Source organism: Nocardioides sp. Root140 (genome assembly GCF_001426745.1).
GTDB lineage: Bacteria > Actinomycetota > Actinomycetes > Propionibacteriales > Nocardioidaceae > Nocardioides.
Map to the genome: position 1 here is coordinate 715,858 of NZ_LMFI01000010.1, position 19,156 is coordinate 735,013.

Sequence of the window (19,156 nt, forward strand, 5' to 3'; positions counted from 1 at the left end):
ACCCGTTGTGAGTCCGACAGAACTCACGACGGGTCGATCAGGGGGCTAGGCGCTCACGGCGCCAGTGGTCCCCCGAACGGCGGTAGCGCCACCGGTCGTGCATGCGGTTCTCGCGTCCCTGCCAGAACTCGATCGACTCCGGCGCGACGACGTACCCGCCCCAGTGCTCGGGCACCTCGATCTCCCCCGGCATGCGCGCGGCCGCGTCGTCGTACCGCTCATGGAGGCCGGCCTCGGTGACCACCTGCGACTGCGGCGAGGCCCACGCGCCGAGCTGGGCTCCGCGCGGCCGGGTCGCGAAGTACGCCGCCACCTCGTCGCGAGGCAACAGCACCGCCGCGCCCTCGACACGGACCTGCCTCTGGAGCGCGTGCCATGGGAACAGGAGCGCGCACCGCGGGTTCGCTGCGAGGTCAGATCCCTTGTGGGACTGGAGATTGGTGAAGAAGCAGAAGCCTCGGGGGTCGAGCCCCTTCAAGAGGACGGTGCGCGCCGAGGGCTGCCCGTCGGCAGAGACGGTGGCCACCACCATCGCGTTCGGCTCGGGCAGGGTGCCTGCGTCGCCGTACCAGGAACGGAAGAGCTCGAGCGGGTCTTCGGGCAGGGCGCTCTCGACGATGCCGATGCGGGAGTACTCCTGGCGCTGCGTCGCCCACGGTGCTGATTCCACACCGCGAGCCTACGGGCGCACCGGCGGCCGCGGACCACGGGTCGAGACCCCGTTCTGTCGCTGCTTCGAGGCTGGGGGCAGAATGCAAAGGTCCGACACTGCAGCACGGCAAAGGAGCCACCCGTTATGACCGAGGTTCACCACGGCCTTGAGGGCGTCATCGCATTCGAGTCCGAGATCGCCGAACCCGACAAGGAAGGCTCCGCGCTCCGTTACCGCGGTGTCGACATCGAGGACATCGTCGGACGGGTCCCGTTCGAGAACGTCTGGGGCCTGCTGATCGACGGTTCCTACACCCCCGGCCTGCCGGCCGCCGAGCCCTACAACCTGCCGATCCACACCGGCGACGTGCGCGTCGACGTCCAGGCGGCCGTGGCGATGCTCGCGCCGGCCTTCGGCTTCGGCCAGACCTACGACATCTCCGACGAGCAGGCCCGCGAGGACCTCGCCCGCGTCGCGGTCATGGTGCTGTCGTACGCCGCCCAGTCGGCCCGCGGCCTGAACCAGCCCGTCGTACCCCAGAAGCTCGTCGACGAGGGCAGGACCCTCGCCGAGAAGTTCCTGATCCGCTGGAAGGGCGAGGCCGACCCCAAGCACGTCAAGGCGATCGACGCCTACTGGAGCTCGGCTGCCGAGCACGGCATGAACGCCTCCACCTTCACGGCCCGCGTGATCACCTCCACCGGCGCCGACGTGGCCGCCGCGTTCTCGGGCGCGATCGGCGCGATGAGCGGCCCGCTGCACGGCGGCGCCCCCTCGCGCGTGCTCGGCATGATCGCGGACGTCGAGGAGTCGGGCGACGCCACGGCGTACGTCAAGGGACTGCTCGACCGCGGCGAGCGACTGATGGGCTTCGGCCACCGCGTCTACCGCGCCGAGGACCCCCGCGCCCGCGTGCTGCGCCGCACGGCGAAGGAGCTCGACGCACCCCGCTACGCCGTCGCCGAGGCACTGGAGAAGGCCGCTCTGGCCGAGCTCCGCGAGCGTCGTCCCGACCGCGTGCTCGAGACGAACGTCGAGTTCTGGGCCGCCATCGTCCTCGACTTCGCCGAGGTCCCGGCGCCGATGTTCACCTCGATGTTCACCTGCGCCCGCACCGGCGGCTGGTCGGCGCACATCCTCGAGCAGAAGCGCACCGGGCGCCTGATCCGCCCGTCCGCGATCTACACCGGACCCGACCCGCGCCCGGCCGACTCGGTCGAGGGCTGGAACACCGACTGGGCCAAGTAACACCCGCCGACAGTCGCTCAGAGGGACTCGACCGCGTCCTTGGCCTCCTTGAGGCCGAGGCCGGTCTCCTCGCGATGCACCTTGATCGCCTGGATCTTCTTGCCCTCGATCGCCAACTGCCGGACGCGAGCCGAGATCGGTGTCCCCGTGGCATGCGGTGTGGAGACGGTGGACACCGTCGGGCCCATGACCTGGCTGATCTCGTGCTCCGAGATGCCCTGGTGGCGGGCGAGCAGCTCGACCAGCGCCTCGAGCCGGCCGATGCGGGCGCGCAGCGCCTCGACGTCCCGGGCGGATGCCGCGTTGAAGATTCCCATGACCTGCAGGCTAACCGCCGTCACGGGTCGTGGTGTGCCGTCGGGCAGGCAAGTGGCCTCGACCGTGGTCGTCGGCACGCGCAGCAGGGCGTGCGGGCACCCCGGTTGCCTGTCCTACGGGCCGCTCGCCCGTGGACAGCCGCGCGGGTCGCGCGTCGGTCAGCGGGTGCTGACCAGCAGGTAGCGCTCGTCGGTGATCTCCTTGCCCCACAGCACCGGGTCGGTCAGCGGGGTGATCTTGGCGCGCAGCCGGTGCACCCGCACGGCCTGCGAGGCCTCGTCGGCGGTCAGGCCCGCGCCGGTGGACCAGGACCCCTCGACCAGCACGAGGATGCCGCCCGGGCGGAGCAGGTCGCACCACCGCGCGATCGTCTCGACCGGGTCCTTCATCGCCCACAGCACGTGCCGGCTGAGCACGACGTCGTATGCCCGTCGCGCCAACGTCGGCGCACTCGCGTCGTCGACCGTGAACCTGGCGCTGACGCCGCGCTCACGGCCCTTGGCCTGCGCGCGGGCCACCATCGACGACGAGAAGTCGATGCCGTCGACCTGGTGGCCGCTCTCGGCGAGGAGCACCGACAGCGTGCCGGTGCCGCAGCCGAGGTCGGCGATCTTCGACGGTTCGTCCGGCAGTACGCCGAGCAACAGCCGGCGCCACGCCTCCCGAGTGGCCGGGTCCCGAAGCCCGTGATCGGCCTCGTCGTCGAAGGTGTCTGCTTCCGCATCCCAGAGTGCTGGGGTCTGTCCCGAGATCATGCGACGAATCTAACGGCTGGGTGGGGACTCCGGTGGTTCGAGGCCCGACTGGATCGCGAAGACGACGAGCTGGGCCCGGTCGCGCGCGTGCAGCTTCACCATGGCGCGGGACACGTGCGTGCGCACGGTGTCGGGGCTGACCACCAGCTCTTCGGCGATCTCCTGGTTGGACCTGCCGGTGGCCACCCACGCCACCATCTCGCGTTCCCTCTCGGTGAGCTGGCCGAGCTGCGGGTGCGGCGTACGGCGGGTCTGCGCGCCGGTGCCGAAGTGCTCGATCACCCGCCGCGTGACCGAAGGTGCGAGCAGGGAGCCGCCTTGGGCCACCACCCGGATCGCGTCGAGGAGGGCGGTCGGCTCGGCGTCCTTGAGCAGGAATCCGGAGGCGCCCAGGCGCAACGCCTCGAAGACGTACTCGTCGAGCTCGAACGTGGTCAGCATGACCATGCGCACGTCGGCCAGGTCGGCGTCCTGGCCGACGGAACGCAGCAGCTCGAGGCCGTCCATCACCGGCATCCGGATGTCGCAGAGCACCACGTCGGGCCGTTCGCGGCGGATCATCATCAGCGCGCCGCGACCGTCCTCGGCCTCGCCGACCAGCTCGAGGTCGTCCTCGCCGGCGACCAGGGTGCGCAGGCCGACCCGCACCAGTGCCTGGTCGTCGACCAGCGCGACGCGGATCATGCGCCCACCGGCAGCACGGCATGCACCCGGAAGCCCTGGTCGGTCGGGCCCGCCTCGAAGGTCCCGCCCAGGGCGGTCACCCGCTCGCGCATGCCCCGAAGACCCATGCCCTCATCGTGCACCACTCCCCCACGCCCGTCGTCGGAGATCGAGACCTCCAGTGCGTCGCCGGACCGCTCGAGGGCGACGCTCACCGTCGACGCGTCGGCGTGGCGCAGCACGTTGGTCAGCGACTCTTGCACGAGGGCGTAGGCCGCGGCGTCGACGTCGTCGGGCAGGTCGCCCGCGGTGTCGTTGACCCGCACGGTCGGGCCGGCCGCCTGCACCCGCTCGACCAGCGTCGACAGCTCCGCGAGCCCTCGACGCGGTGCGCGGGGCGCCGCGTCGCCAGTCAGCTGCGAGAGCTCGCTGCGCAGGGCGTCGAGCGACTCGCGGCTGGTGCCGCGGATCGCCTCGAGGGCCTCGCGTACGGCGGCCGGGTCCTTCTCGAGCACGTGCAACGCGACGCCGGCCTGCATCGCGATCACGGCCAGTCCGTGACCGACGCCGTCGTGCAGGTCCTGGGCCATCCGTAGCTGCTCCTCGGTGGCCGCGCGCTGCCTGTCGATGACCCGGGCCTCGTCGCGGGTGCGCACCGCCGTGGCGATCGACGCGGCGGCGGAGACCAGGGCCCCCACTCCGATCGACTGCCACATGCCGACGTCGAACTCGTCCCACCGGAGTCCACGGACCAGGAGCCCCGCCCACACCAGCACACCCGAGCCGAGCACCAGCGGCCACCACGCGCGGAAGCGGCGCCGCGTCGCGACCAGGAAGGCCGCCGCCACGACGGTGAAGAAGATCGGCCCGTTGTTGCCACCCACCGCGAAGTACACGCCGACCAGGAGCCCGTTGGCGACCACGGCCGCCGGCCAGCGGTCGATCAGGAACAGCACGGCCGCCGAGAGCACGGCGAGCACGACGGCGGCAATGCCCCCCGCCAGCGCCGAGCCGGGGTGGAAGTCGCCACGCTCACCGAGGTTCACCGCGCCGGAGCCGCCGGTGACGATCACCAGGACAGGGACGAGCCACCACCGGCGCCAGAGCACGGACAACGTCGAGTTCATGCCCACGACGCTAGGGCAGTCGGGCGCGTTCGTCGTACGACCCGACGCGGTGGCGGCGTACGCAATCGCGCGTAGGCCGCCCTGCCGTCACGCTGCGAGCTCGGCACGGATGCGAGCCACCTCGCTGACCAGCCGGTCGTCCGACCCCTCGCACAGCGCAGCGGCCCGGTCCACCTCGACCAGTGCGCCGGCGCGATCGCCGCGACGGTCCAGGTGCCGTGCCAGGTCGAGCCGCACGGTGACCTCGACGCGGGTCAGCCCGTTGGTGGATGCGTAGTCGACGGCCTCACGGCAGTAGGCAAGCCCGCCCGCCGGGTCCTCGCCGGACACCGCGCGCGCAAAGCCACGCAGGCACACGGCGACCGTCAGCACGTGTCCGGACATGTGGGCACCACGTAGGGCCGTGCGAAAGATCTCCTGCGCCTCGCGGAAGTCTCCCCGGGCATGCGCGATGTCGCCGAGGGTGGCCTGGGCATCCGCTTCGATCTCGTGGAACCCGTGGTCCGACGCAACCTCCGAGGCCTCCACTGCCAACGCGGTGGCGGCGTCGAGGTCGCCGGCCTCGTAGCGCAGGTCGGCCAGACTGTTCAGCCCCGTCGACAACTCCGCCCACAGCCCATCGGCGCGCGCTATCGACACCGACTCCGCGACCAGCTCACCCGGCCGGACCGTCTCGCCCTGTGCCTTCAGGATCGAGGCCAGGTTCGTGGCCTGAAGCGCAGTGCGCCTGCGCTCGCCGGCCGCCTCGAAGGCCGACCTCGAGCTCTCGGCAAGCCGGGCGGCCTCTCCCAGGTCACCACGCACGTAGGCCAACGCACCCAGGTTGCCCTCGAGCGCGGCTCGTCCGACGGGGTCGTGCGTGCGGTGCTCGTGGATGGCCAGGGAGCGCAGGAAGTGTTCCCTGGCGGAGCCCGGATCACCGCTGCGGGCCCGGTTGACCCCCAGGGACGACTCGGCCAGCGCCTCACTGCGTGGATCGCCGTGATCGCGCGCGATGTCTCGAGCGCGCCGATGCAACCGGTCGCCCTCCTCGATGCGCCCGTGGCTGCTGAGCAGATCGGAGAACGACTGGGCCAGCTCGACCACGCGATGGGCGTCGCTGGGTCCGACGTCATCGACGGCGGCCAGCACGTTCGGCAGCTCCCGCGCCATCCACGCCAGTGCCTCGGATCTCCCGGCGAACTCCGGGACCACAGGGTGCGGCTCACGGATCCGGGCCTTGCTGAACGTCTCGGCCGGGCGCAGCAGGTCGTCGGCCAAGGCAGCCCGGCGCGAGTAGTGGCCGAGCAACCTCGACCGCGCAGCCCGTCGGGCGTCGTCGGACTCGAGAAGGCGCGCTCCCTCACCGGCGTACGCGCGCAACAGGTCGTGTTGGAAGTAGCGCCTGGCCGGCGACTCGGTGATGAGGTGGGCGCGGAGCAGGACCGCAAGACTGCGGCGTACGTCGTTCGCGTCGCGATCGCTCAACGCGGCCAGGGCGTGGAGCCCCGCGTCCTTTCCCGGCAACATGCCGAAGTGGCGGAAGAGTCGCGCTGCCTCGGCGGGAAGCGACTCGTAGGACCACGAGAAGACCGCGCGTACGTCGGTCGCGGGGCCGTCGCCGGCATCGAGCAGATCCAGGCGGTCGTGTTCTCCTGAGAGTTCGGCGACAAGGGCGGCAACCTTGCGGTCGGGATGTGCGCGCACCTGCTCGGCGGCAATCCGCAGCGCCAGCGGAAGGCGCGCACACAGACGCACGAGCTCGGCGGCGGGCGCGGACTCTTCGCGCACTCGGTCGTCGGTCAGCTCAACGAGGAGATCCAGGGAGTCCTGGTCGTTGAGTGGCGGCAGGTCCACGGTCTGCGCACCCTCGCGAACGGCGAGACCGGTCAGGCTCTCACGACTCGTCACCAGCACACAGCAGCCCTGCGTCGCGGGCAGCAACGGGCGCACCTGATCAGCCGACCGCGCGTTGTCGAGCACGATCAGCAGGCGGCGACCGTCGACCATGCTCCGGAACAGGGCGGCTCGCTCGTCCTCGTCCTCGGAGAGGCCGGCCGTGTCGAAACCAAGACCGCGCAGGAACACGCCCAGCACGTCGGCCGGCGCGGCAGGGTTGTCGGCGCTGAATCCGCGCAGGTCGTAGAACAGCTGGCCGTCGGGGTAGTCGGCGCGATGCTGGCGCGCCCACTGCACGGCGAAGGCGGTCTTGCCGACGCCTGCGGTTCCGGTGATCACCCAAACACCAGCCTCATCGGTCTCACCCCACTGCTTGTCGAGCCGGGCGAGGTCCTGGTCACGCCCGAAGAGACGGGAGGCGCCAGCGGGCAGCTGCGCCGGCGTCGGCCGTGGCTTGGCCGGTGGCTCGGCCTCGTCGCCGGCGAGGATCCGGGCCTGCAGGTCGCGGAGGGCGGCACCCGGTTCGAGGCCGAGCTCCTCACCCAGGCTCGCGTGCGCAGCGGCGTACGCCCCGAGCGCGTCGGCCGGGCGCCCGGCAAGGTGCAGCGCCCGCATGAGCAAGAGCTGGAGGCCTTCGTCCAAGGGGTGTTCCCGAGCCGCCAGCTCCAGCTCGGGCAGCACCGCGCCGTGGTTTCCGAGGGCCAGGTCGGCCTCGGCCAGGGACTCCAGCACCATCAGGCGGCGAGCGCTCCAGCGCTGCAGCTCAGGTGCCAACGCCAGCTCCTCGACATCGGCCATCGGCGCCCCCCGCCACAGGTCGAGCGCCTCACGGGCATGTCTCGACACCGCCGCCGGATCTCCCTCGAGGGCCAGCACCCGGGCAGCCAGGTCGTCGAACCCCGCCACGTCGTACTCGTCACGCTCGACGCGCAGCCGGTATCCGAAGGTTTCGCGCGAGAGTCGCTCGGGATCGTCGAGCATCGCCCGCAGCCGGTGGGTCAGCACCTGCAGCCGGGCTGGGGTGCGGGCAGCGACATCGCCAGGCCAGAGCGCCTCGATCAGGAGGTCGTCGCGCACGGTCTGGTTCGCTCGGAGGAGCAACCAACCCAGCATGATCCGCTGCAGCCTTCCGGCAGGCGTCACGTCCTGGCCGTCGTCGAGAACTCGCAGAGGTCCGAGTGCCTCGAAGCGCATCTGCATCACTCCCGAGTTCGAATCGAGACTCAGCCTAGACCCGTGGGCCGCGGGTGCTGTACGCGTTTTTGCGTAGCGGGGCGCCTCTTCCGGGCTGACGCCGTACGGCGGGATCCACGGAAACCTCGAGGGCATGAACGAAAACGTGGTGGAGACACACGGGTTGACCAAGAAGTACGGCGACCGCCTGGCCGTCGACGGGGTCGACATGACCGTGAAGACAGGCGAGGTCTACGGCTTCCTCGGGCCCAACGGTGCGGGCAAGACGACGACCTTGCGCATGATGCTCGGCCTGATCCGGCCCACGGCCGGCTCGGCGAGTGTCCTGGGGCAGCCCGCCGGGCGTCCCGACGTGACCGCACGCATCGGCGCGCTGATCGAGGGGCCGGGCTTCTACCCCTACCTCTCCGGGCTCGACAACCTCCGGGTGATGGCCCGCTACCGCGGTCTTCCGGAGTCGGCGGCCGCCGCGGCCCTGGTCCGAGTCGACCTGGCCGACCGGGGTAGCGACAAGTTCAAGTCCTACTCCCTCGGCATGAAGCAGCGCCTCGGCGTTGCCTCGGCACTGATGGGCGACCCCGAGCTGATCATGCTCGACGAGCCGACCAACGGGCTCGACCCTGCGGGCATGGCCGACATGCGGTCGTTGATCGTCGAGCTGGCCCGCGGCGGGCAGACCGTGCTGCTCTCCAGCCACCTGCTGGACGAGGTGCAGGAGATCTGCGACCGGGTCGGCGTGATCAACAAGGGCCGGCTGCTGCGGGAGTCGACCGTGGCCGACCTGCGCGGCGGCGCCTCGCTCGTCGTACGCGGGTTCCCCGTCGACGCCACGCTCGCGGTGGCGATGGAGGTCGCCGGCGAGGACGCCGTCCACCTCGACGGGGAGGACGTGCTGCTCGACGTCGCACCCGATCGGGCCCCTGGCCTCACCCGGGCACTCGTGTCGCGCGGGGTCGACGTACACCGGATCGGGTCCACCGAACGGACCCTCGAGTCGGTCTTCTTCGAGATGACGGCCGACTCGCAACCCGACGAGAACAACATGGAGGCAGTGTCATGAACGCCCTGATCGCAAGCACCCGCGCAGAGGTCCTGCGCCTGCGGAAGTGGCCGGCGGTGTGGGTCACCATCGGCGCCTGGATGGCGCTGAGCCTGATGTTCGGCTACCTGTTCAACTACCTGTCCTACACGAGCGGGGACAGCAGCTTCAGCAACGAGGGTACGACGAAGGCGGCCCTGCTCGCGGAGATGATGCCGGCCAACGTGCCCGACGTCTTCGTGCAGGGAATGCCGATGTTCGGCGGGGCGCTGATGATGGTGCTCGGCGCGATCGTGGCCGGCAACGGCTACGGCTGGGGCACGTGGAAGACGGTCTTCACCCAGGGCCCGTCACGCACCTCGGTGATCGCCGGGTCGCTGGTCTCGGTGACCGTCGCCGTGCTCGGCGTGATGGTCGCGTCCCTGCTCCTCGACCTCGGCTGCTCACTGGTGATCGCCGGCACCGAGGGCCAGTCGGTCGTGTGGCCCTCCCTCGGCGCCATGGCGGAGTCCTTCGGGGCCGGGTTCCTGGTCCTCGAGATGTGGGCGCTGGCGGGCTTCGTGCTCGGCACCGTGGCTCGCGGACCGGCGCTGTCGGTCGGCCTGGGCCTGGTCTGGGCGCTGGTCATCGAGAACCTGCTGCGCGGCGTCGGGCAGCTGCTCTCACCGGTCGACGCGTTCACCCAGGTGCTGCCCGGCACCGCGGCGGGCTCCCTGATCGGTTCGATCGTGGGCGTCGAGCGCGGAGGCGACGGCACGCCGGGTGTGCTGGACGTGCTCTCCGGGACGCAGGCGACATGGACCGTGCTGGCCTACGTGGTGGTGCTGCCGGCGATCGCCCTGTGGCTGGTACGGCGACGCGACGTCGTCTGAGCCGCGGGAGCGAGGAACGAGCGGGTCGCGGTGAAGCGACAATCCAACACGTCGTCTGAGCCGTTGACGAGGAGGGGCCCGGCCTCCGGGCCACTTCTTGGCGTCCTCCGGCAGACTCACCGACATGCGTGCCCTCACCTACTTCATCGCCACGACCCTCGACGGTCACATCGCCGGACCCGACCGAGGTGACCCGACCGGCCCCGACGGCTGGTGGCCGATGGCCGAGGACTACGTCGCCCATCTGGTGGCGCACTATCCGGAGGCGTTGCCCGGCCCCGCCCGTTCCGCGCTCGGCATCACCGAGGAGGGCACTCTCTTCGACACGGTGGTGAGCGGTCGCCGTACCTATCAAATCGGCCTGGACGCCGGGCTCACCAATGCCTACCCGCACCTCTCGCAGGTGGTCTTCTCCCGGTCCCTCCCGCCCAGCACGGATCCGGGCGTCGAGGTCGTCGACAGCGACCCCGTCGAGGCGGTGCGGGCGTTGAAGCAACGCGACGGCAAGGGCATCTGGCTGGTCGGCGGCGGCGACCTCGCCGGCGCACTGCACGACGAGATCGACGTCCTGGTCCTCAAGGTCAGCCCGATGACGCTCGGGTCGGGCGTCGCGCTCTTCGGGGAGTCGTCCTTCGCCCCCCGCCTGTGGTCGCTGCGCGAGAGCGTCGTGCTCGACAGTGGGGCGTTGTTCCTGACCTACGACCGGGTGCGCGACTGACCGAGCGCCTTGGCGAGGCAGCGGGAGATCGGCTCGTCCTTGTAGTAGCCGAAACCGTCGATGGGCGTGTAGCCCGAGGTCTCGTACAACGCGATGGCCTCGGGCTGACGCTCACCGGTCTCCAGGATCAGCACCTCGGCCCCGGCCTGCGCCGCCGTGGTCTCCAGATGGGCCAGCATCACCCGCGCCAGGCCGCGATGGCGAGCCCGCGGCACGACGTACATCCGCTTGATCTCGGCGGTGGTGCGCGACCCGAGCGCGAGTACGTCGTCCCGCCTGCGCCACGCACCCGAGGCCACCGGCTCGTCGTCCACGTAGCCCACGAAGAAGCTGCCGCCCGGCGGTTCGAACATGGCGGGGTCGAGTGGGGTGTCGTCGCGGCCGCCGTACCTCTCGACGTACTCGAGCTGCACGTCCTCGATCAGCCGCAGGGCGTCGCTGTGGCCGAAGCCGACCCGTGCGATGCGCAGGTCAGCGGATGCCGTCACCGTGTGGACTCCATTCGTCAGTGGCTTGAGCCGGATGACACAATAGGGCTTCGCTGACAGCGTGGTCAGGTAACTCACCCCTGAACGAAGATGAGGTTGTCCGATCGTGACCGACATCCAGATCCCCGCTGACCTGCTCCCCGCCGACGGACGCTTCGGCGCCGGGCCCTCCAAGATCCAGACCTCGCACCTCGAGGCGCTCGCCGCCACCGGCGACAAGCTGCTCGGTACGTCGCACCGCCAGGCCCCGGTCAAGAACACCGTCGGCCGGGTGCGCGAGGGTCTCGCCGCACTGTTCGACATGCCCGAGGGCCACGAGGTCGTGCTCGGCAACGGTGGCGCCACCGCCTTCTGGGACATCGCCACCTTCGGCCTGATCCGCGAGAAGAGCCAGCACCTCACTTTCGGTGAGTTCTCCTCCAAGTTCGCCAAGGCCGCCAAGCAGGCGCCGTGGCTGGCCGACCCGTCGGTGATCGAGGCCCCCACCGGTTCGCGTCCCGACGCGGTCGCCGAGGACGGCATCGACGTCTACGCCTGGGCCCACAACGAGACCTCGACCGCGGTGATGGCTCCCGTCGTACGCCCCGCGGGTGCCGCCGACGACGTGCTGGTGCTGGTCGACGCGACCTCCGGCGCCGGCGGCCTGCCGGTCGACCTCAACGAGGTCGACGCCTACTACTTCGCGCCGCAGAAGTGCTTCGCCTCCGACGGCGGCCTGTGGATCTCGATCATGTCGCCGGCCGCTCTCGAGCGGGCCGCGTCCATCGCGGCCAGCGGTCGCCACATCCCGGCGTTCTTCGACCTGCCCACGGCGATCGACAACTCCGCGAAGAACCAGACCTACAACACGCCGTCGGTCGCCACGTTGTTCCTGATGGCCGAGCAGCTGGACTGGATGAACGCCAACGGCGGCCTCAAGGGCATGGTCGAGCGCACCACCGCCTCGTCCGACGCGCTCTACGGCTGGGCCGAGAGGACGGCCTACACCACGCCGTACGTCGAGAACCCCGACCACCGCTCACTGGTGATCGGCACCATCGACTTCGACGACGCGATCGACGCGGCGGCGATCGCTGCGACCCTGCGGGCCAACGGCGTCGTCGACACCGAGCCCTACCGCAAGCTGGGCCGCAACCAGCTCCGCATCGCGATGTACCCCGCGGTCGACCCGTCCGACGTCGAGAAGCTCACCGCCTGCATCGACCACGTCGTCGGCCAGCTCTGACCTCTCGATAGTCCCTGACGTTTCGGTCCTCGCATCGCGATAGTCCCTGACGTTTCGGTCCCTCCAGGGGCCGAAACGTCAGGGACTATCCCGGTTGTGGGGCCGAAACGTCAGGGACTATCTCGGTTTGAGGGAGCGGAGGAGTACGACGACCGCGGCGAGACCGAAGAGTCCGCCGACGGCCCAGGGCCAGACGTCGCGTTGGGAGTCCTCGTCGGAGCTGGCTGACGTCGTGTCGCCGTCCGACGCGCTGGCGTCGGGGGACGCGGTGCCCGACGCGCCGGCGTCCGGGGAGGCGGTGCCCGAGGGGCTGGAGCCGGCGTCCATGGCCTCACGGATCGGCCGCGGCACGTCGACCCGCAGCACCTTGGCGTGGACGCCCTCCGAGCTCAGGTAGATGCGATCGTCGGGGCCGACCGCGAGCCCTTCGCCCTGTTGTTGCGAGGGCAGCTCGAAGTCGCCGATCTCGCTCATCGTCGCGGTGTCGTAGACGTAGGCCTTGCCGTAGTTGCGCAGCACGAAGTGCAAGCCGTCGGGGAAGAACGCCCCGTCGGTGATCAGTCCCGAGGTCTCCCCCACGGGCTTGAAGACATTGCGGCCGGGCCCGAGAGTGGCCGGGGCCTCGAGGACCTGGCCGCCGAGGACTCCCTTGGTCACGGCGTAGAGCCGCCCGGTGACGGGGTGCACCATGAGCGTCTCGGCGTCCTCGGGACCGCCCTGCCAGGAGACTTCGTGGCGATCCGTCGAGGAGCCGTCGAACGGCACCCGCACGACGGCAAGGTCGTGCCGGCTGGCCCGGTTGTCGCCGATGTCGGCCACCCAGACCGCCTGCTCGCCGTCCGCGGCCGGGGCGATCGCCTCGACGTCCTTCGCGATGCCGGGGTAGTCACGTTGGGACGTGGTGGAGCAGTCGTCCGGATCGATGAAGAAGACCCTGGCCGTGTCGCCCGAGTCGTTCATCGTGATCATCGTGTCGGGGCGCACGACCAGCCCGCTGGACTCGTTGATCGCCGGGTCCTTGAACGAGCAGACCACGTCGGGCCTGGGCCCGGTGTCCGCGGCGGCGACACCCATGGCGAAGGGCGCGACGATGACCGCCGCCGCGAACCATCCCCGCATCAGACCCCCACCAGGTCGGCCAGCTTCGGGCGCACTCCCCAGGTCTCGGTCAGGTCGTCGTACTCCTTGCGCACGCTGCCGCCCTTGACCCGGCCGCCGGCACGCACCGCCCGCAGCAGGGTGTTGCGCGGCGTGTGCTGGCTCTCGACGAACTCGACGACGTCGACCTTGTAGCCGAGCACCCGCAGGATCGAGGCGCGCAACGCGTCGGTGAGGGTGTCGGCGAACCGCTCACGGAGGATGCCGTGCCGGGTCAGCATGGAGTACGGCGCGGGCGTGGGGTTGCGCCGCAGCTGGGCGGAGATGTCGTGGTGGCAGCACGGCGCGGCCAGCACCAGCGCGGCCTCCCAGTCGAGAGCCCTCGCCAGGGCCTCGTCGGTCGCGGTGTCACACGCATGCAGGGCGAGTACGACGTCGGGCCGTCGCTCCAGTGACGCACCCGCGATGGAGCCGACCACGAAGTCGGTCTCGTCAGAGATGCCCAGGCCCTCCGCGACGCCGCTGTTGTGGGTGGCCGACTGCTGCTTCACGTCGACGCCGGTGAGGTGCACCGGCAGCCCGCGGACGTGGCTGAGGTAGCGGTGTGCGGCGAAGGTCAGGTAGGCGTTGCCGCAGCCGAGGTCGACGATGCGCAACGGCTCGTCGGCGGTCGCCTTGCGCAGGGCGCCCTTGGCCACTGCGTCGGTGATCGAGGCGTCGAGCAGTCGCAGGAACTCCTCCACCTGTCGGTACTTGGCCTGACGGGTCGGCTTGATCCGGCCCTGGGCGTCGGAGATGCCGAGGGCCACCAGGACCGGGTCGTCCTCGGGGAGAAGCCGCTGCTTGGGCTTGTCGTGACCGCGCTCGGCCTCGACCTCGGCCTCACGTGCACTGGTGTGCACCATCGCCTCGAGCTTCTTGGTCACCCGGATCTGGTGCTGCTCGGTGGTGGTCTCGACGTGCCAGTTCGCGAACGGCTGGTCCAACAGGTCGTCGACCGCATCCCTCGCGGCGTCACCGGCGTGGTTGGAGGTGTGCGCCTGCGTGTCGTCGTACGCCGTGACCTGCAGGTGGCGGCCGGCCTTGAGGTCGACGTAGCGCAGCTCGACGCGCTTGAACTTCGTCTCCTGGCCGCGCTGGCGACCAGAGGCGACGGCCCGCACCAGGACGGTGTCGTCGAGCATCAGCCCGCGCATCCGCGCCAGGGCCCGCAGCAGGGGTTCGGCGGCCATCACTTCACCAGCGCGGCGACGACGACGACGAGCAGCAGCCCCACCAGCGCCACAGGGATGACAAGACGGCGGTAGCGGGGATTCATGCCCAGATCCTACGTCCGCGCCCCCGCGAGCAGCTCGGCCAGGTGCAGGGCGCGCACGCCGGCCAGGTCGTCGAGCTGCACCCGGCACGACATGCCGTCGGCCAGGACCACCGCCTCCGGACCCGCAGCGCGTACGGCGGGCAGCAGCGTGTGCTCGGCCACGGCCACCGACACCTCGTAGTGACCGCGTTCCACGCCGAAGTTGCCGGCCAGGCCACAACAGCCGCCCAACCTCGTGACGGTGGCGCCCGCCCGGCGCAACAGGGCCTCGTCGGCCTCCCATCCGAGCACGGACGCGTGGTGGCAGTGCGGTTGGGCGACGACCTCGACGCCGGTCAGGTCGGGCGGCGTCCAGTCGATCGAGGTGAGGAACTCGGCCAGGGTCCGCACGCCACCTGCCACCGCGGTCGTGCGCTCACCGGGCACCAGCTCGGTCGCGTCGCTGCGCAAGGAGGCCAGGCAGGACGGCTCGAGCCCGATCACGGGAACCCCTGACGCGACGTAGGGGTGCAGCGTCGAGACGGCGCGCGCCACGATCGTGCGGGCCGCGTCGAGCTGGCCGGTGGTGATCCAGGTCAGGCCGCAGCAGGCGGTCTCGTCGATGACCCGTACCCGCAGGCCCGCCGCCTCGAGGACCCGGATCGCGGCCAACCCCGACGAAGGTGAGAAGTGGTCGGTGAACGAGTCGGCCCAGAGCCACACGTCGGGGGCAGCGGTCTCCTTCGCCCGGGTCAGGCGACGCAGCGACGACCGGGCGAAGGTCGGGAGGCCGCGCCGTTGGTCCATGCCGGCGACGGCGCGGGCCAGGTTGGCCAGCGGCTTGACCCGCAGCGACGCGTTGAGCGCCGGCGCGGCCCGCGACGCGAGTCGCGCCCACCGTGGAAGGCGACCCAGCGTGTAGTGGCTGCGCGGCCGGCGCTTCCCCTTGAACTGCTGGTGGAGGACCTCCGACTTGTAGGTCGCCATGTCGACACCAGTCGGGCAGTCGCGGGCACATCCCTTGCAGGACAGGCAGAGGTCCAGCGCCTCGGAGACCGCCGGGTCCGCCAGCCCGTCCACCAGCGACCCGTCGAGCGCCTCCTGCAGCACCCGGGCGCGGCCCCTGGTCGAGTCCTTCTCGTCCCTCGTCGCCGTGTACGACGGGCACATCACGCCACCCGGTCCGGTGTTGTCGGCCAGGCACTTGCCGACGCCGGTGCACCGGTGCACCGCGTTGCCCAGGGACCCGTCGTCGTGCGCCAGCGCGAGCAGCGGACGCACCGGGGCGACCGGGCGACCCGGCCGGAGATCGGCGTCGACAGGTGCCGGGTCGACCAGCACTCCGGGGTTGAGCAGGTTGTCGGGATCGCAGATTCGCTTCGCCGCGATGAAGAGTGCGATCGAGTGCTCGTCGTACATCATCGGCAGCAGCTCGGAGCGGGCCCGCCCGTCGCCGTGCTCACCGCTGAGCGAGCCACCGTAGCGGCGCAGCGCCGTCGCGCAGTCGGTGAGGAACGACCGGAAGCGCGCTCCCCCGTCGTCGAACTCGAAGTCGATCCGCACATGCACGCAGCCGTCGCCGAAGTGGCCGTAGGGCACGCCGTCGAGCCCGTGCGCGCGCAGCAGCTCCTCGAAGTCGCGCAACCAGGCGCCCAGGTGCTCGGGCGGCACGGCGGCGTCCTCCCATCCCGAGTACGCCGGCCGGCCGAGGCTGCGCGCAGCCAGGCCGGCGCCGTCCTCGCGGATCCGCCACAGGGCGGCATGTTCCGGCGGCGCGGTGACGACGCGGTGGTCGAGGGCGTCGGCGGCGCGAATCACCAACCCGGCAAGGGATTCGGCCTCACCTGACGACGCGGCACTGACCTCGACGAACAACCAGCCGGCTCCCCGCGGCAGGTCGGGGACCGGACGTCCCGACGCCCTCACCACGTCGACGATGCGCGCGTCGAGGCCCTCGCAGGCGACCAGCGACCGGCCACCGGCGGCGAGGATCGCCGGCACGACGTCGGCGGCCTCGACCATCGAGGGATAGCCCAGTGCCACCAGGACCGTGCTCGCCGGCTCGGGCACCAGCTCGACGGTGGCCGAGGCGATCAGCGCGAGGGTGCCCTCCGAGCCGACCAGGAAGCGATCGAGTCGGCGCCCCTTCTCGGGCAGCAGGTGCTCGAGCGAGTAGCCACTGACCTGGCGTCCGAACCTGCCGAACTCCGTGCGCACGTGGGCCATCGACGCGTCCACCAACGCGAAGAGGTCTGCTCCGACGGCACTGGCACGCACGGTGTTGGAGGGCGCAGTCGTGACTGCCTCGCCGGTGCCGAAGACCACGTCGAGGCCGGCCACGTTGTCCGACGTACGCCCGAAGCCCAAGGCCCGGGAGCCGCAGGCGTTGTTGCCGAGCATGCCGCCGATGGTGCAGCGGGTGTGGGTCGACGGGTCGGGGCCGTAGCGCAGCCCCAGAGGCGCCAACCGGCGCTGCAGCTGGGCGTGCACGACGCCCGGCTGCACGTGGGCCGTACGGGCCTCCGCATCGACGGTGATGATCCGGTTGAGGTAGCGCGACGTGTCGACGACGATGCCCGGCCCCACGGCGTTGCCGGCGATCGACGTACCGGCCCCACGCATGGTCACCGACGTGCCGGCCTCCCGCGCGACCTCGAGGACGGCGGCCAGCTCGTCAGGGTGGCGGGGCCGTACGACGGCCTGCGGGACCACCCGGTAGAGCGAGGCGTCGGAGGAGTAGAGAGCGCGGTCCAGGGTCGAGTCGGACACGTCGGTCACACCCCGCCGGCGGAGACCGGCCAGCACGTCGTTCATCCGGTCTCCCTCAAGGCCGCGGCGGCCGGTAGCGCCTGGTGTACATCAGGATGATGTGGCCGCAGACGGCGACGAGGAACACGACAAGGGCGATGACCCCCACGGTGCCCAGGGACGGCTGCGGGTCGTCGGCGACCTTGACCGTGATCAGCAGCATCACGGTCATCAACGTCATCACACAGCCACCGATCCAGGCCAGGTCGTTGCGGAGCATCCGGCGCAACGTGTCGGTGTTCTGCGGCTGCAACCAGAAGGACTTGTGCGGCACGTTGATGTGCTTCAGGGAGGCGCGGGGGAAGTGGTGCAGGCACAGCCCGAGTAGACCGGTGAGGACCAGACCGATCACGGCCATCGACAGCACGGCGATCCCGCGGCCCTGGAAGGCGTCTGCGTTGCCGTTCACGTCGAAGTGCACGGGAACCTCGTCGGGATACCTCACGGCGGCGAGTGCCACCGAGGCGAAGTAGGCCAGCACGCTCAGTCTGAAGAACCAGATCACCAGTGCTCCATGGAGTTCCGGAAGACGCCGGCGAGGTCGTCCCCGGTGACCTCACGGGGAGCCGTGGCCAAGAGTCGCTGCTGCTTGAGGGCGCCCGCGACGAGATCGTCGACGTCGCCGTCGGCGTACCCGACCTCCGCGAGGCCGCTGGGCAGGCCGATGTCGCGCATCAGCGCGGTGAGCACGTCGGGCAGCAGGGCCGGCGAGTCCGCGGCGGACGACGCCGGGTCGAGCAGTCGCGCGGCGTGCAGGTGGCGCTCGGGTGCGGCGTCGAAGGTGAACCGGAACGCCTCCGGAGCAGTGAGAGACACCGCCATGCCGTGCGGCACCATCGCCTCGTCCTGCGGGTAGCCCGCCGGGCGGTAGTCGCGCACCCGGCCGGCGATCGGATAGGCGTTGGCGTGGGGGATGTGCACCCCGGCGTTGCCGAAGCCCATGCCGGCGAACGTCGCAGCCAGGGCCATCTGCTCACGTGCGGGGGCGTCGGAGCCGTCGCGCACGGCGGCCCGGAACGCGCCGGCCAACAGGGACAGCGCCTTCTCCGACCACATGTCCGCGATCGGGTTCGCCCCGCAGTAGGGCACCCGCTCGCTGGCCTGCTTGGCCGGGAAGTCGGCGAACCAGCGCGCGGTGTAGCTCTCGAGCGCGTGGCAGAGGATGTCCATGCCCGCCGCGGCGGTCACCATCGCGGGCTGGGTCATGGTCAGGTCGGGGTCGACGACGGCCAGGGTGGGCCGCAGCCGCGGGTGGCTGATGCCGGTCTTCACCTTCAGCGACAGCACGTCGAGCACGCAGATCGTGGTGCTCTCGCTGCCGGTGCCGGTGGTGGTGGGTACGGCGACCAGCGGCTTCAGGGCATGTTCAGGGGCGAGGGCGCGACCGACCGGCGCGTTGATGTAGTCCATCAGCTCGCCCTCGTTGGTGCCCAGGAGGTTGACCGCCTTGGCGGTGTCGATGGCCGACCCGCCGCCGACCGCGACGTACGCGTCGAACGGACCCTCGGACCGGCCGAACTCGACGGCACCGGCCAGGCTCTCGTCGGTCGGCTCGACGTGGGCGTCCTCGAAGACGACCACCTCGATGCCCGTGGCCGCGATCTGTTCGGCGATGCGGGCCGGGTGACCGGTGGCGGCCACGCCGGGATCGGTGACCAGCAGGACCCGGCGCGCGTCGAACGTCGCGAGGTCGTGGCCGATCTCCGCGGACGCCCCGCGGCCGAACTTGAGCCCTGGTGCGCCGTAGGTGAAGACCGTCTCCGTCATGCAGCCAAC

General features: G+C 70.9%; 17 protein-coding genes. 5 read left to right on the top strand and 12 right to left on the bottom strand.

The genetic code is table 11. The features are described from left to right. Nucleotides 1-37: 37 nt before the first annotated feature. Nucleotides 38-670, bottom strand: a complete 633-nt coding sequence (pdxH, locus tag ASD30_RS13810; protein WP_056682332.1) for a pyridoxamine 5'-phosphate oxidase — start codon at nucleotides 668-670, stop codon at nucleotides 38-40. Nucleotides 671-796: 126 nt separating this feature from the next. Between pdxH and ASD30_RS13815 the strand changes: the two genes are divergently transcribed. Next, entirely contained in the window at nucleotides 797-1,900 is a 1,104-nt protein-coding gene (locus ASD30_RS13815) for a citrate synthase 2 (RefSeq protein WP_056682336.1), read from the top strand. Between the two features lie 17 nt (nucleotides 1,901-1,917). Here the strand turns inward: ASD30_RS13815 and ASD30_RS13820 are convergent, their stop codons facing one another. From ASD30_RS13820 to ASD30_RS13840, 5 genes are all read right to left on the bottom strand, one after another. After that, on the bottom strand, nucleotides 1,918-2,217 hold the full coding sequence (locus tag ASD30_RS13820; protein WP_082563960.1) for a ribosomal protein L7/L12: 300 nt from the start codon (nucleotides 2,215-2,217) through the stop codon (nucleotides 1,918-1,920). A 159-nt stretch (nucleotides 2,218-2,376) separates the two neighbouring features. Further along, nucleotides 2,377-2,973, bottom strand: a complete 597-nt coding sequence (locus tag ASD30_RS13825; protein WP_156393649.1) for a class I SAM-dependent methyltransferase — start codon at nucleotides 2,971-2,973, stop codon at nucleotides 2,377-2,379. 9 nt (nucleotides 2,974-2,982) lie between these two features. After that, entirely contained in the window at nucleotides 2,983-3,657 is a 675-nt protein-coding gene (locus tag ASD30_RS13830; RefSeq protein WP_056682344.1) for a response regulator, read from the bottom strand. Continuing rightward, nucleotides 3,654-4,763 (bottom strand): sensor histidine kinase, encoded by a 1,110-nt coding sequence (locus tag ASD30_RS13835; protein ID WP_056682346.1) that lies wholly within the window; start codon nucleotides 4,761-4,763, stop codon nucleotides 3,654-3,656. The genes ASD30_RS13830 and ASD30_RS13835 overlap by 4 nt, the downstream gene beginning before the upstream one ends. 87 nt (nucleotides 4,764-4,850) lie before the next feature. Beyond that, nucleotides 4,851-7,835: an AfsR/SARP family transcriptional regulator gene (locus ASD30_RS13840; protein ID WP_162250970.1), complete on the bottom strand. Its 2,985-nt coding sequence runs from the start codon at nucleotides 7,833-7,835 to the stop codon at nucleotides 4,851-4,853. Nucleotides 7,836-7,968: 133 nt separating this feature from the next. Here ASD30_RS13840 and ASD30_RS13845 point away from each other — a divergent pair, with 133 nt between their 5' ends. The 3 genes from ASD30_RS13845 to ASD30_RS13855 all read left to right on the top strand — a co-directional run bounded on the left by ASD30_RS13845 (nucleotide 7,969) and on the right by ASD30_RS13855 (nucleotide 10,464). Next, nucleotides 7,969-8,895 carry an ABC transporter ATP-binding protein gene (locus ASD30_RS13845; protein ID WP_056682356.1) on the top strand — a complete coding sequence of 309 codons (927 nt, stop codon included), beginning with the start codon at nucleotides 7,969-7,971 and terminating at the stop codon, nucleotides 8,893-8,895. Then, nucleotides 8,892-9,746: an ABC transporter permease subunit gene (locus ASD30_RS13850; RefSeq protein WP_056682361.1), complete on the top strand. Its 855-nt coding sequence runs from the start codon at nucleotides 8,892-8,894 to the stop codon at nucleotides 9,744-9,746. The genes ASD30_RS13845 and ASD30_RS13850 overlap by 4 nt, the downstream gene beginning before the upstream one ends. Nucleotides 9,747-9,870: 124 nt before the next feature. Beyond that, a complete protein-coding gene (locus ASD30_RS13855) occupies nucleotides 9,871-10,464 on the top strand; it encodes a dihydrofolate reductase family protein (protein WP_056684968.1) in 594 nt (197 codons plus the stop codon). Here the strand turns inward: ASD30_RS13855 and ASD30_RS13860 are convergent. Then, nucleotides 10,443-10,952: a GNAT family N-acetyltransferase gene (locus tag ASD30_RS13860; protein ID WP_235532587.1), complete on the bottom strand. Its 510-nt coding sequence runs from the start codon at nucleotides 10,950-10,952 to the stop codon at nucleotides 10,443-10,445. The two genes, ASD30_RS13855 and ASD30_RS13860, sit on opposite strands and share 22 nt — an antisense overlap. A gap of 106 nt (nucleotides 10,953-11,058) precedes the next feature. Here ASD30_RS13860 and serC point away from each other — a divergent pair, with 106 nt between their 5' ends. Then, entirely contained in the window at nucleotides 11,059-12,177 is a 1,119-nt protein-coding gene (gene serC, locus ASD30_RS13865; protein WP_056682362.1) for a phosphoserine transaminase, read from the top strand. Between the two features lie 117 nt (nucleotides 12,178-12,294). Here serC and ASD30_RS13870 read toward each other — a convergent pair whose 3' ends face one another. The 5 genes from ASD30_RS13870 to ASD30_RS13890 all read right to left on the bottom strand — a co-directional run bounded on the left by ASD30_RS13870 (nucleotide 12,295) and on the right by ASD30_RS13890 (nucleotide 19,147). Continuing rightward, nucleotides 12,295-13,296: a hypothetical protein gene (locus ASD30_RS13870; protein ID WP_056682365.1), complete on the bottom strand. Its 1,002-nt coding sequence runs from the start codon at nucleotides 13,294-13,296 to the stop codon at nucleotides 12,295-12,297. Further along, entirely contained in the window at nucleotides 13,296-14,507 is a 1,212-nt protein-coding gene (locus ASD30_RS13875) for a class I SAM-dependent methyltransferase (protein WP_056682371.1), read from the bottom strand. The genes ASD30_RS13870 and ASD30_RS13875 overlap by 1 nt, the downstream gene beginning before the upstream one ends. A gap of 95 nt (nucleotides 14,508-14,602) precedes the next feature. Beyond that, entirely contained in the window at nucleotides 14,603-17,386 is a 2,784-nt protein-coding gene (locus ASD30_RS13880) for an FAD-binding and (Fe-S)-binding domain-containing protein (protein WP_056682376.1), read from the bottom strand. A gap of 10 nt (nucleotides 17,387-17,396) precedes the next feature. After that, nucleotides 17,397-17,885, bottom strand: coding sequence for a DUF1648 domain-containing protein (locus ASD30_RS13885; RefSeq protein ID WP_056682380.1), 489 nt, complete (start codon nucleotides 17,883-17,885; stop codon nucleotides 17,397-17,399). Continuing rightward, nucleotides 17,882-19,147 (bottom strand): hydroxyacid-oxoacid transhydrogenase, encoded by a 1,266-nt coding sequence (locus tag ASD30_RS13890; RefSeq protein ID WP_056682382.1) that lies wholly within the window; start codon nucleotides 19,145-19,147, stop codon nucleotides 17,882-17,884. Before ASD30_RS13890 ends, ASD30_RS13885 begins: the two co-directional genes overlap by 4 nt. Nucleotides 19,148-19,156 lie beyond the last annotated feature (9 nt).

What these genes read in the sequence shown, in the direction of transcription:
- ASD30_RS13845 (WP_056682356.1), top strand. Translation starts at nt 7,969, where the DNA reads ATGAACGAAAACGTGGTGGAGACACACGGGTTGACCAAGAAGTACGGC.
- ASD30_RS13880 (WP_056682376.1), bottom strand. Translation starts at nt 17,386, where the DNA reads ATGAACGACGTGCTGGCCGGTCTCCGCCGGCGGGGTGTGACCGACGTG.
- ASD30_RS13830 (WP_056682344.1), bottom strand. Translation starts at nt 3,657, where the DNA reads ATGATCCGCGTCGCGCTGGTCGACGACCAGGCACTGGTGCGGGTCGGC.
- ASD30_RS13850 (WP_056682361.1), top strand. Translation starts at nt 8,892, where the DNA reads ATGAACGCCCTGATCGCAAGCACCCGCGCAGAGGTCCTGCGCCTGCGG.
- ASD30_RS13840 (WP_162250970.1), bottom strand. Translation starts at nt 7,835, where the DNA reads ATGCGCTTCGAGGCACTCGGACCTCTGCGAGTTCTCGACGACGGCCAG.
- ASD30_RS13855 (WP_056684968.1), top strand. Translation starts at nt 9,871, where the DNA reads ATGCGTGCCCTCACCTACTTCATCGCCACGACCCTCGACGGTCACATC.
- ASD30_RS13890 (WP_056682382.1), bottom strand. Translation starts at nt 19,147, where the DNA reads ATGACGGAGACGGTCTTCACCTACGGCGCACCAGGGCTCAAGTTCGGC.
- ASD30_RS13835 (WP_056682346.1), bottom strand. Translation starts at nt 4,763, where the DNA reads ATGAACTCGACGTTGTCCGTGCTCTGGCGCCGGTGGTGGCTCGTCCCT.
- ASD30_RS13825 (WP_156393649.1), bottom strand. Translation starts at nt 2,973, where the DNA reads ATGATCTCGGGACAGACCCCAGCACTCTGGGATGCGGAAGCAGACACC.
- ASD30_RS13815 (WP_056682336.1), top strand. Translation starts at nt 797, where the DNA reads ATGACCGAGGTTCACCACGGCCTTGAGGGCGTCATCGCATTCGAGTCC.
- ASD30_RS13870 (WP_056682365.1), bottom strand. Translation starts at nt 13,296, where the DNA reads ATGCGGGGATGGTTCGCGGCGGCGGTCATCGTCGCGCCCTTCGCCATG.
- ASD30_RS13875 (WP_056682371.1), bottom strand. Translation starts at nt 14,507, where the DNA reads ATGGCCGCCGAACCCCTGCTGCGGGCCCTGGCGCGGATGCGCGGGCTG.
- ASD30_RS13820 (WP_082563960.1), bottom strand. Translation starts at nt 2,217, where the DNA reads ATGGGAATCTTCAACGCGGCATCCGCCCGGGACGTCGAGGCGCTGCGC.